General features: G+C 41.4%; 13 protein-coding genes. 8 read left to right on the top strand and 5 right to left on the bottom strand.

The genetic code is table 11. From position 1 onward, the window contains the following. Nucleotides 1–994: IS66 family transposase (locus tag L655_RS0112375; protein WP_024605193.1), on the top strand; the 994-nt coding region annotated here is incomplete at its 5' end. Nucleotides 995–1,183: 189 nt separating this feature from the next. Here L655_RS0112375 and L655_RS0112370 read toward each other — a convergent pair. After that, a complete protein-coding gene (locus L655_RS0112370) occupies nucleotides 1,184–3,265 on the bottom strand; it encodes a TonB-dependent hemoglobin/transferrin/lactoferrin family receptor (protein WP_024605192.1) in 2,082 nt (693 codons plus the stop codon). A gap of 139 nt (nucleotides 3,266–3,404) precedes the next feature. Between L655_RS0112370 and L655_RS0112365 the strand changes: the two genes are divergently transcribed. The 4 genes from L655_RS0112365 to L655_RS0112350 are packed head-to-tail and all read left to right on the top strand — an operon-like array spanning nucleotide 3,405 to nucleotide 6,764. Beyond that, complete coding sequence (locus L655_RS0112365) at nucleotides 3,405–4,214, top strand: ABC transporter substrate-binding protein (RefSeq protein ID WP_024605191.1); 810 nt, start codon at nucleotides 3,405–3,407, stop codon at nucleotides 4,212–4,214. Then, the gene (locus L655_RS0112360; protein ID WP_024605190.1) at nucleotides 4,211–5,263 is read left to right on the top strand and encodes an iron ABC transporter permease; all 1,053 of its coding nucleotides are present in this window, start codon (nucleotides 4,211–4,213) and stop codon (nucleotides 5,261–5,263) included. Before L655_RS0112365 ends, L655_RS0112360 begins: the two co-directional genes overlap by 4 nt. After that, nucleotides 5,260–6,048 carry a heme ABC transporter ATP-binding protein gene (locus tag L655_RS0112355; RefSeq protein ID WP_029751839.1) on the top strand — a complete coding sequence of 263 codons (789 nt, stop codon included), beginning with the start codon at nucleotides 5,260–5,262 and terminating at the stop codon, nucleotides 6,046–6,048. The genes L655_RS0112360 and L655_RS0112355 overlap by 4 nt, the downstream gene beginning before the upstream one ends. Continuing rightward, the gene (locus tag L655_RS0112350; protein WP_024605188.1) at nucleotides 6,045–6,764 is read left to right on the top strand and encodes a DUF2470 domain-containing protein; all 720 of its coding nucleotides are present in this window, start codon (nucleotides 6,045–6,047) and stop codon (nucleotides 6,762–6,764) included. The genes L655_RS0112355 and L655_RS0112350 overlap by 4 nt, the downstream gene beginning before the upstream one ends. A gap of 66 nt (nucleotides 6,765–6,830) precedes the next feature. Here the strand turns inward: L655_RS0112350 and L655_RS1000000128375 are convergent, their stop codons facing one another. Further along, nucleotides 6,831–7,247: a ChaN family lipoprotein gene (locus L655_RS1000000128375; RefSeq protein WP_275452012.1), complete on the bottom strand. Its 417-nt coding sequence runs from the start codon at nucleotides 7,245–7,247 to the stop codon at nucleotides 6,831–6,833. After that, nucleotides 7,225–7,713, bottom strand: coding sequence for a ChaN family lipoprotein (locus L655_RS1000000128370; RefSeq protein WP_275452011.1), 489 nt, complete (start codon nucleotides 7,711–7,713; stop codon nucleotides 7,225–7,227). Before L655_RS1000000128370 ends, L655_RS1000000128375 begins: the two co-directional genes overlap by 23 nt. A 364-nt stretch (nucleotides 7,714–8,077) precedes the next feature. Here L655_RS1000000128370 and L655_RS0112340 point away from each other — a divergent pair, with 364 nt between their 5' ends. Continuing rightward, nucleotides 8,078–8,452 (top strand): hypothetical protein, encoded by a 375-nt coding sequence (locus tag L655_RS0112340; protein ID WP_024605187.1) that lies wholly within the window; start codon nucleotides 8,078–8,080, stop codon nucleotides 8,450–8,452. Between the two features lie 235 nt (nucleotides 8,453–8,687). Here L655_RS0112340 and L655_RS0112335 read toward each other — a convergent pair whose 3' ends face one another. Beyond that, nucleotides 8,688–9,464: a class III extradiol ring-cleavage dioxygenase gene (locus L655_RS0112335; protein ID WP_024605186.1), complete on the bottom strand. Its 777-nt coding sequence runs from the start codon at nucleotides 9,462–9,464 to the stop codon at nucleotides 8,688–8,690. 105 nt (nucleotides 9,465–9,569) lie between these two features. Between L655_RS0112335 and L655_RS0112330 the strand changes: the two genes are divergently transcribed. Both L655_RS0112330 and L655_RS1000000126670 read left to right on the top strand, forming a co-directional pair. Then, complete coding sequence (locus L655_RS0112330; RefSeq protein WP_024605185.1) at nucleotides 9,570–10,475, top strand: LysR family transcriptional regulator; 906 nt, start codon at nucleotides 9,570–9,572, stop codon at nucleotides 10,473–10,475. Nucleotide 10,476: 1 nt separating this feature from the next. Beyond that, nucleotides 10,477–10,635 carry a LysR family transcriptional regulator gene (locus tag L655_RS1000000126670; RefSeq protein ID WP_231619959.1) on the top strand — a complete coding sequence of 53 codons (159 nt, stop codon included), beginning with the start codon at nucleotides 10,477–10,479 and terminating at the stop codon, nucleotides 10,633–10,635. A 101-nt stretch (nucleotides 10,636–10,736) separates the two neighbouring features. Here the strand turns inward: L655_RS1000000126670 and L655_RS0112320 are convergent, their stop codons facing one another. Next, nucleotides 10,737–10,952 (bottom strand): hypothetical protein, encoded by a 216-nt coding sequence (locus L655_RS0112320; protein ID WP_241764485.1) that lies wholly within the window; start codon nucleotides 10,950–10,952, stop codon nucleotides 10,737–10,739. Nucleotides 10,953–11,089 lie beyond the last annotated feature (137 nt).

The following is an 11,089-nucleotide window of genomic DNA, read 5'->3' as shown; positions in this document are numbered from 1 at the left end:
ATTCCCCCAAGGTGTTAACGGTCCTATTCAATATGGTGTTGGTGTGAAAGCCCATGCGGTTTACTTATCACAATATCAATTACTCCCTTATAACCGCATTGAAGAATACTTTAGTGACCAACTAGGTATTCCGATCAGTGCCGGCAGTTTATTTAACTTTAATGAACAAGCAGCGGCACTAGTAAAGTCATCGGGCGCAGAAGGTATCATCAAAGCGGCATTACAAAGCCCGCATCAAACTTTGCATGTTGATGAGACTGGCATTAATATCGGCGGTAAACGGCGATGGCTTCATGGTGCATCAACGACTTGGTGGACTTATTTTTATCCTCATGAAAAAAGAGGAAAAATAGCGATGGATGAGGCCGGTATTTTACCGCACTTTACCGGTGTGCTATGTCATGACCATTGGAAGCCATATTATCAATATACCCAATGCCAACATGCATTATGTAATGCTCACCACATCCGAGAATTAGAAAGGGCTTGGGAGCAAGACGGCATGCAATGGGCGAAGGATATGCAAACCTTACTTAAAGAAATGAATAAAGCTCAAATAGATAATCCCGACCTAGATAAAGGGGCTAAACAGAAATATCGTGAGCAATATCAAAAAATATTGCTTCAAGGTGACGCTAAATGTCCACCACCAGAAAAAAGTAGCCGAGTGGAAGGTCAGCGAGGCCGATTAAAGCGAACCAAATCCCGAGCATTATTGGAACGACTAAGAGATTATCAAGATGATGTTTTACGTTTCATGATGAGCACTGGCGTGCCATTTACCAACAACCAAGGCGAGAATGATATTAGGATGACCAAGGTTCATCAAAAAATATCGGGGTGTTTTAGAAGTAAGCAAGGAGCTGAAATGTTCTGCTTGCTGAGAAGCTATTTATCGACTTGCAGAAAACAATATGTATCTGCAAGCCTAGCCCTTGAGTTATTATTCAAAAATCAGCTGCCTGATGTATTCATTTCAGATGAGGCTGAATAGTTACAATTAATTTATAAATAACGGCGATTTTGGCTTTAAAAGTGCTGTTTATATAAAGTGTTAATGGGCATTAAGTATGTAGAAGTGTACCTGAATATACTCACCATTAAGTAATTTGACTTAAGTAAATATGTGGCAGGCAAACGCTGCATACCCATGCAGCGTTTATTGCCATTTGTTTAGCCCTAATTAAAACTGATAGCTAACCCTTGCTGAAAAGTTACGCCCAGGTTGGGTGTATTGGCTAAAATCAGCACTTTGCGATTGACCTGCAATCAACTCAAAAGGTACATATTCTTTATCGAGCAAGTTAAGTACACCTACATTTAGCTGCCACGCTTGCCATTCGTAGTTTGCGTATAAATCAACAACGCCGTAGCCATGCCCTTGCGTAGTTTTATCATCGTTTGCATCAAGTACTACATCCGATTGCGATTTAGCTAAACGCAACGCAGCGGTCCAGTTAATATTACCCAGTTCTGTACTTAACAATATTGAGCCATTTAACGGGCTAATGCTGGTAAGTGGCTGATTGGTTTCTTTGTTTTCACCATCAACGTAAGCCACGTTTGCCTCTAGTAGTATATTTTCAGCTACATACATGGCAATTCCTGCTTCAACACCGCTTATTTGTGTTTCGCTAATATTTTGGTACTGATACAGCGTTTTGTTTACGCCAGGAATGTACGTTGGCTCAACACCCACTACGGCGGTTTCTATAAAGTCATCGTATGCTGCATAAAAAGCACTTAAATTTACACTAATATCGCTGCTGGCGTATCTTAGCCCAAGCTCAAACGAATCACTGCTTTCAGGGTCTAAATCGGCGTTTGGTAATATTTGATAAAACGGCTCAACGGCGTGGCTTTGATAGGCTTGGTCGTGTGGTGGTATTTTAAAGCCTCGTACGTATTGCCCGTACAACGACAAGTTATCATCCACTTGGTATATAGCACCTAGCTTAGGCGAAAAAGCAGATTCGGTAATATCATCAAGCTGCGCATCGGCGTATAGCTCATCACTTTTAGCCTCTAGGGTGTAGTAATCATATCGCACACCCGCAATAACTGACCACGCGCTATTATTAAACGAAATACTATCTTGTACATAAGCGCCAATTAAAGAGGTATCAGCCCCCGGAAATGCTTTTTGTTTTTGATCTGTAAAATCAACAGTGCCATCGGCTAAAATACGGGTTTTAAAACGTGGGCGGGTGGTGTCGTATAAGTCTATATCAATCCCGTATACCACTTCATGATCGGCACTCTCTGCGTTAAACCCTTTATTAAATACCGCTTTTAAACCTAAAATATTTTGCTCAAAACGATAGTCGTTATAATCGGTGTAGGTGCTTGCGCCACTAATTTGATCGCTTTGTTGCTCGTAACTACTATAAGACACTTGCCCGTACCATTTATCAAACGCGGCGGTTGCTACTTCTGAATGGTAATCGAGCGCCAGTGACCAACTCGTGTCATCTTCTTCGGTTTCTTGAACAGCGGGGGTTATTACTTGCTCAATAGTTTGATTAAAGTAATCGAGGGTGTATTTAAGTGTGCGTTTTTCATCAAGCTGTTGCTCAAATTTAACTAATAAAGCATCCGACTTAGCATCATAACCGGGTAAATTTTCGTCATAGTTTTGTACTTCTTCGCTGTCGCGGTGGCTATACACGGCGCTTACTGCAAAGTCGCCTAAGTCTTTTGCCGCAGTAATATCGGCGGCTACTTGATTACTTTGACCTTGATACCCAAGCGCCATTTTTATAAAGCTGCTGTTATTTTTTAAATAATCGCTTGGATCTTTAGTGGTTATAACCACAATGCCACCGAGTGCGTCAGAGCCATATAAAGACGATGCAGCACCTTTGGCTACTTCTACTTGTTTTACGCCTGCTACATCAAAGTAATTGCGGCCAACTAAATAGCCCCCTCCGCCTGCATAACCATCGTTGGTGCGTCGGCCATCTTTTATAAATACAACACGGTTACCACCAACACCACGTACAGTAAGTGTTTGCGCGCCTGCACCACTGCCTGTGGTTGCAATGCTTGAATCGTATTTAAACATGGTTTGTAAATCTACAGCTAGCTGACGCTCTATGTCTTGCTCGGTAATAACAGTAACTGAGCCTGTAACATCTTTAAGCTTTTGCTCAAAGCGCGAGCCACTTACAACAATATGATCGTCAATTATGTTTTCGGCAATGGCAGTGCCCGAGCCAAGTAGTAAGGTTGCTATAGCAGTAAATCTAAACGCAGAGGGATTCATTTTAACTCCAAATGATAATAGTTATTATTTATGGCAGAGATGTTACAACTAAGTCAAAATAAGATCAATTAATTATGATAATCATTTTCTTTTAGATTTAACTAGTTATAATAGCCAAAAAATAAAACCGGAGTGTGTAATGAAATACCTATTTATATTGTTTGCTTTAATGGCCCAATCTGCACTTGCACAAGAGCGCGTTATTAGCGCTGGCGGCACCCTTACTGAAATAATTTATGCGCTAGGCAAACAAAATACCCTTGTAGCTGTTGATCAATCGAGCATGTACCCGCACCAAGCCACGCAATTACCGCAAGTGGGCTATTATCGCGATTTAGCGGCAGAAGGCGTACTTTCAATGCGTCCAACCACCTTGTTAGCGCTTGAAGGCGCAGGGCGTAGCCAAGCACTTAAGCAAATTGAGGCAACTGGGGTTAAACTAATTCATTATAAAAAGCCCATCTCAGTTAACGAGCTACTTGAGCTAATAAAACGCCTTGGTACCGATTTAAACGCCAAGCAAAAAGCACAAACACTTATTACACACATTACAAAATCGTTACCTGAAAAAGCAAAAGCGCAAACACACAGCGCGCTATTTTTACTCTCAGCTAATGAGCGCGGGCTTGTTGCCGCCGGGCAAGAAACCGTCCCTAATTTATTATTTAGCTATGCAGGCATTACCAATATAGGCGCTACACATTCAGGCTTTAAAGTAATTAATACCGAAGTACTTGCTGTAAATCAGCCTGACTTTTTAGTTGCGCCAAAGCATGTTGTACAAAGCATTGGCGGCAAGCAGGCTTTTTGTAAGCAACCGAACCTACGCTTATTAAAAGCTGCGCAAAGCTGTAACTTACTTGTAATGGATAGCCTGCTTTCGCTTGGTATGTCGCCACGTATTGCCACAGCAATTAATGAGCTTAACGAGTATAAAACCCGCTTATGAACACCCTAACATTGAGCCGCTTTGTGCCCATAATACTTAGCCAAACTCATAAATGGATGCTATTAGCCTCTGTTTGTATTTTTGCTTTGGCGCTACTTAGCATAGGATACGGCCCTGCCGGAAGGGATTGGCGTTTAGCTATTGCCTGGCTTGCACCCGAGTACTTTAATCAGTTTGATGCGCTGCAAATTAATGTAGTAATGCAAATACGTTTGCCACGCTTTGTGCTTGCAGTGCTTGTAGGGTTGGTGCTTGCCCAAACAGGCGCGGCAACGCAAGCGCTTTGCCGTAACCCGCTGGCAGACCCATCTATTATTGGCATTAGTGCAGGTGCGGCAATGGTTGCAGTGGCGTTTATTGCACTTAGCGCGCAGTTTAATTTTAACGCTCAGTTGTATTTACCTTATGCGTCGTTTTTAGGGGCACTTGGTGTTACCTCGCTGGTATATTTTATTGCCAAGCAGCAGGGGCAAATTAATATCACCACACTTATATTGGTAGGAGTCGCTATTAACGCGTTAGCATTCGCTGTTATTGGGCTACTGAGTTTTTTTGCCGACGATAGCGCGCTACGATTAATAAATTATTGGACCATGGGCTCATTAGGCGGAGCAAGCTGGAGCACGATTATTCAAGCTGCGCCGTTACTGTTTATCAGCCTAATTGGCCTGTGGCGGTTAAAAAATCCCATGAACTTACTCCTTATTGGCGAGTCACAAGCTCAGTACCTAGGAGTAGACACCAATAAGCTTAAATTGTATGTCATTATACTCGTTGCATTAGGGGTAGGTGCGGTTGTAGCGCTTACCGGTTTAATAGGGTTTGTTGGCTTGGTAGTCCCGCATATTGCCCGCTTAATGGTGGGGCCGCATTTACGTAATATGCTGCCGCTTTGTATGCTAATTGGCGTAGTGGTATTGCTACTTTCTGACTGGCTAGCACGCATTGTGATCATGCCATCAGAGCTACCCATTGGCATTATTACTGCGTTATTGGGTGCGCCATTGTTTATTTATTTAATAGTGAAAAATAAGCGAGGTTGGTCATGATCACGTTTAACAACCTAAGCGTTGGCTTTGATAATCACAGCGTTTTAAACGCTATTAATGGCAGCGCTAAACAAGGGCAACTTGTCGCACTACTTGGTGAAAATGGCGCAGGTAAATCTACCTTGCTGCATACCTTAGCAGGTATGCACTCCTTTACAGGCAGTGTACTTTTTAATGCTAAACCGCTGGCCTCTCACGCTAAAAAACGCCTTGCAACACAGCGCGCAGTCATGATGCAAGCTAACCACATAGGGTTTGATTTTAATGTATTTGAGCTTATTGCAATGGGTCGCTATCCGTATGTAGAGTCATTAAAAATGCAAAGCGAAAAAGTACATAAATATGCCGCTATTATGGATTTAAACCAGTATTTAACTCGCCGCGTAAGTGCGCTTTCAGGCGGAGAGCAACAGCGTGTTCATATGGCGCGTACTTTAGCGCAACTCGATGCCTTTACACAATCGGCCGAGCCAAAACTAATGCTGCTCGACGAGCCTACATCAGCACTTGATATGCGCCACCAACATGCTTTGCTCAGCTGCGTTAAAACCTTTGTAGAGCAGGGTAACAGCGCCATTATTGCAATACACGATCTAAATTTGGCCAGCCTTTATGCAACCGACGCTATTTTACTACACAACAAAAAAGTGCTGCAAAGTGGGCCTATAAACACCGTATTAACTGAACAAAACTTACAACAAATGTACGCCATGAAACTGCACGTAAATCCTCATCCTTATAACGATGCACCCATGGTTTTTTCTCAACGTCAGGAGTTTTTATGAGAGAGCAAACATTAAACGATGCACGCACCTTGGTTTACAAAACCAATGCCGGTGTCATGTCGACTATTTCTAATAATTTACGCGGCTACCCGTTTGGCTCAGTAACCCCCTATATGTGCGACGAACAAGGCCGTGTTTACTTTTTTATTAGCGATATAGCTCAGCACACTAAAAATCTAAAGCACGACTCTCGTATGAGCCTAACTGTGTTTGATGCCGCCGACAGTGGCGATCAAAACGAGCACGGGCGAGTAACGCTTGTAGGCGATGGCTCTGTTGTGCCAAGTGAGCAAGCACACACTTTACTTAATAACTATATTGCCCTATACCCCGAAGCCGCTAGCTATCGCAATGCGCACGACTTTCAATTATGGCAATTAGACGTAATTCGTGTGCGTTACATTGGTGGCTTTGGCAAAATATTTTGGCTTGAGCAAAACGAATGGCAATACGAGGCAAAAAACTGGGACGAAAGCCAACAGCAAAGCATGATAAGTCACATGAACGACGACCATCAAGATGCTATGTCGCTCATATTAATGCAGCACTACAGCGTAGCTGATAACACCCCAATAATGAGCGGCCTATTACCCACTGGCTTTTATATACAAAGCCAAAAGCGTAATTACTTTATTAACTTTAAAACCCAGTGCAACAGCCCGTTAGAGGTTCGTAAAGCGCTGGTTGCGCTAACCAATCAAGCCCGAAATAACTAAACTAAATACATGACGACATAGTTAACCTGAGCCCTGGTTAAGAGATTCACTAACTATGTCGTTATTTTATAAGCAAGCTGTTTGCTCGCCTCGTTTGGCTAACGCTTTAAAAGCGGCTTGCTGATGTTCTTTTTGCACATAACGGGGTGGCAAAGAGTTAACTTGCAACTGATACCCTGTTTGGTTAGCTTGCACACTTGTAACCGGCGATATCCACACAACATTTAGCTCTGGCGCTAAACGCTTAATAACGCGCGCTATACCTTCGCCATTTTTTACATGAAAATCGCCCGCCATATGCATTACCTGCGCATCTTTATGTGCATTTAAATAGTTAACAATAGACTCCCCCATGGTTTCATCCCACGTAACTTGCGCTGCATAATAGTTTTCGTTTTGACTTGGCGTACCATGGTGCATTGATGCCATAAAACGTTGTTTATAATCACTGGGGGACGTATCAATAGTGGCTGCNCCTGCCAATACAGGTAACAATATTTTTAGGCGCATTGGCAGCTATTACATCGCTATTGTTCGTTTTTGCCAGCTCTACCAACGCACGGTAATCACTTTTGTAGTTAGGCCACGCTTGGGTGTTATCAATTAAGTATTGCTCACCAATTTCACCTTTAACATACTGGTTTAAAGTAAGCTGATCGGCGCGGCTAAATTGTTCAAGCGAAAGGGCAGTGCGTTTATTACTTTTGCTTAATTGCTCAAATAACTCAGCCTGAAATAAATGCACACCCGGGTGCGTATGCCATTCACCTACTAAAACCACATCGGCATTTAATAGCGTGGGTTCTAATAATACAGAGCTAACAGGCTTTGCTTGTGCATTATAAAGCGCAGTGTAATAAAGCGTTGAGCTTTTATCAGGCGGCACAGTTGTTGTGCTGCAACCACTCAAACCCGTAACTAACGCCAGAGTTAACATAGACTTTTTCATACTCATCTTTCAAAACCCGTTAATACAAATAATTATCAATATCATATACTTATAATGCGCTTTAAGCCAGCCAAAAACAGTACAAAATAAATAAGCAATGAAGATTAAATAGCGGGTTGTAGAGTGCAATTGATAGGCAGTTATGAGCGTTCTATCGTCATTCAGGGGGCGTTAGCTTAGTTAGAATAAGAGGATACTTTCCTCATTTTTACAAGTTTATATGAGTTACAGAAAGCATAATTTTTATAACTGGCAATCACTTACACTATTTGCTATTAATGTAAGCTCACAAAATAAGGACGTTTTCACGCTAAAATAGGGAAAGTGTCCTCTGATAAAGCTGTTATGTAACACGGAGAGTTTAGTGAAAATTATACCTATAGCATTCATGGGCGCACTATTAGCCTTCCCATCATCTGCAAATGAAAATAGTTCTATTGGATATAAAACAGTCGACTTAGCTCTTCAAGCATTGAAAAATAAAGATGGTACAAATTTAAGCCTCCAAGGAGGCTGGACTATTATCGAAGATAAAGAAGAGTCTAACTTGGTTTTATGGTCGTTTACTCCCGAGACTCACACAGCTCACCCAGCAGCGATAAAACGTAAAGTCCTTGAGAAAAACCAAGCAATTTACATTCAAATGTCAGCACTCTGCCAAGCTAAAAAGGCAGATTGTGACAAGTTAATGAAAGAGTTTGAGCAGCTAAATAAGAACATCATGAAAGGTTCTGGATAAGTGTTACATAACAAGTTGCTCAAGTTCGTTCGTAAACTCACTGGGACAATTAACAGTTGGCTTGGCGCTTCGCGCAAGTTTAGCCAACTGCTAATTGCCCCTTAGCAAAGCGTTAAATTGCAAAAGGAGTTCGGGTGATATTCTCCCCAAAAGGATTAGCCCAACACCTCTTCGTAAACCCCCATTACACTTTGATTAAATAAACCACTAAGTACTTGCATCGTACTGATGAAAATTAATAAAACTTGTATGCATCAAGCGCTAAAATATCCATTTCTATATCCTCATGTATTTTTTCGGCTTTACCGTCACTACTTCCAAGCGCTGCAAAAAGAGGTAAAAAGTGCTCCTGGGTAGGGTGATTAAATAAAGCATAGGGTGCTTCATTTAAATAGTTAAGTAACGCTTGGGTGTTTTGCGTTATTAACTTTTGCTCAACCCAATGGGTAAACTCATTAACCATTTGAACACGGTTAGGTGTAGCAGGGCTTTTAAATATTTCACGTAGATTGTGACTAATACCGCCTGAGGCAATAATTAATACGTTATCGCTGCGCAGTGGTGCAAGTAACTGCCCGTACTTATACATTGCCTGAGCGCCCAAACGCGTGTTAATAGACACCTGAACAATGGGAATATTAGCTGCTGGGTACATTAAGCGCAGCGGGATCCACACACCATGATCCCATCCTTGATCTGCATTTTGCACCGTTTTAATACCCGCTTTGTAAAAGTACTCACTAATAGTATTAGCAAGCTTAGGGTCTCCTGGTGCTGGGTATTGAATTTCATACAGAGGCTTGGGGAAGTTATAAAAGTCGTGAATAGTATGCGGCGCATCTCCTGATGTAATAACTATATCGTGCGCTTCATCAAAGTGGGCAGAGAACACCACAATAGCTCGTGGTTTACTAAGCGTTTGACCTATTGATGCAAGAAAATCTGACGTAGCCGATTGCTGTACAGCCATCATTGGCGAACCGTGAGATATAAATAAAGCAGGCTGAGTCATACTAAAACCTTAAACAAATAGACGTGTTATAAACACTATATAAGTTTCTAATTTGACGATAAATATGATACTTATTTATACATTATCAACAAAGTATTGTTAAAGATGGATAAACTCACCACCATGAAGACCTTTTTAGCCGTTGTGCAAGAAGGATCATTTTCAAAAGCGGCCGATAAACTCGATATTTCGCCGCAGTTAGTCAGCAAATATATTTCTGCGCTGGAAGATAATCTACGCACGCGTTTATTACACCGTACAACGCGAAAAGTAAGTGTTACAGAGGCTGGAAATCAGTATTATCAGCGTTGTCAGCAGGTGGTTATTGATATTGAAGACATGGAAAACTCACTCAATAACTTAAGCGAAAATGTATCGGGTTTGCTTAGTATTAGTGCGCCTATGTCGTTTGGTACTAAGCATTTAGCAGGTTTGTTGGTTGATTTTCAAAAGCAGTATCCAAATTTAAAGTTAGATTTACGGCTCACCGACCAATATGTAGATATAGTAGAGCAGGGTATTGATATTGCTCTACGTATTGGCGTATTAAAAAACTCAACGCTCATAGCTAAAAAAATTGCCCCTATACGTTTAGCTGTATTTGCGTCACCCGACTATTTAGAACGCCATGGCACGCCACAAACGCTTTTAGATTTACAGTCACATAATTATTTACGCTATTCCCACAGCGAACCCACAAAGCGATTATTTGGGGTTAATGAGTTAAAAAGCGAGCTAAAGCTTGAAAGTAACTTTGTGGCTAACAATGGTGATTTGCTACTAAATACAGCCATTGCGGGTGGTGGTATTGCTATGCAGCCTACATTTATAGCAGGGGAAGCACTGGCTCAAGGTAAAGTAGTGCGCATTTTAAAAGACTATGAACCCGAGCCAATGGGGCTTTACATGGTATACGCTAATAGGCAGTTTTTACCCAGTAAAGTACGTGCGTTTGTTGATTTTGCAAGTGGCTATTATGGCGATACACCTTACTGGGATTTAGGAGAGTGATATGTCGATAACTAATCAATTAACGTTATTTGTAGATGTAGTGCAACAAGGCTCATTTGCCAAAGCCGCAGCACTGCATGATATGGATAATTCGTCACTATCTAAGCAAATTAAAAAAAAGGACAAAACACCCAATTATTATGGAAGTAAAAATCCATAATAAAATAGGAATATAATTAAAATACAGATTCATATTACTGTGAGCGCGTTAAATTAATAACGCCCATTTACTGTAATGGGGGTTTACAGTAAATTTTTGCGTTATACATTTAGCTCTTTTAATTTATTCCAGACGCTCTCGCCGCCAGGGTGAAGCGCTGCATGGTACCGATACGCATAATATGTAATAGGTACGCAATGATGCTTTTGGCCAACTACAACTAAACTTTTCTCTTTTAGCTCTTTAGTAATGACATAGTTTGGTAACCAAGCAATGCCATTACCCTCTAAAGCCTGTATTTTTAAAAGCTCTGTCATCGACGATACAAATACTTTTTTAAGTTTAGAGCCCGATATTATAGAAGCGTTTATTATTAAAGGTTTGCCTTGCAATACACGACGTATTTGTCTCTTTCACAATGCCATTGCTGGCAGGCCTGTAAGAGTCACGGCTA

Origin of the sequence: Pseudoalteromonas sp. TAE79, from assembly GCF_000498015.1 — a bacterium.
Lineage (GTDB): Bacteria > Pseudomonadota > Gammaproteobacteria > Enterobacterales > Alteromonadaceae > Pseudoalteromonas.
This window is presented reverse-complemented; position numbering and strand designations above follow the sequence as displayed.

Excerpts from the sequence above, each read along its gene's own strand:
- L655_RS0112370 (WP_024605192.1), bottom strand. The coding sequence starts at position 3,265 with ATGAATCCCTCTGCGTTTAGATTTACTGCTATAGCAACCTTACTACTT.
- L655_RS0112365 (WP_024605191.1), top strand. The coding sequence starts at position 3,405 with ATGAAATACCTATTTATATTGTTTGCTTTAATGGCCCAATCTGCACTT.
- L655_RS0112360 (WP_024605190.1), top strand. The coding sequence starts at position 4,211 with ATGAACACCCTAACATTGAGCCGCTTTGTGCCCATAATACTTAGCCAA.
- L655_RS0112355 (WP_029751839.1), top strand. The coding sequence starts at position 5,260 with ATGATCACGTTTAACAACCTAAGCGTTGGCTTTGATAATCACAGCGTT.
- L655_RS0112350 (WP_024605188.1), top strand. The coding sequence starts at position 6,045 with ATGAGAGAGCAAACATTAAACGATGCACGCACCTTGGTTTACAAAACC.
- L655_RS0112335 (WP_024605186.1), bottom strand. The coding sequence starts at position 9,464 with ATGACTCAGCCTGCTTTATTTATATCTCACGGTTCGCCAATGATGGCT.
- L655_RS0112330 (WP_024605185.1), top strand. The coding sequence starts at position 9,570 with ATGGATAAACTCACCACCATGAAGACCTTTTTAGCCGTTGTGCAAGAA.
- L655_RS1000000126670 (WP_231619959.1), top strand. The coding sequence starts at position 10,477 with ATGTCGATAACTAATCAATTAACGTTATTTGTAGATGTAGTGCAACAA.
- L655_RS0112320 (WP_241764485.1), bottom strand. The coding sequence starts at position 10,952 with ATGACAGAGCTTTTAAAAATACAGGCTTTAGAGGGTAATGGCATTGCT.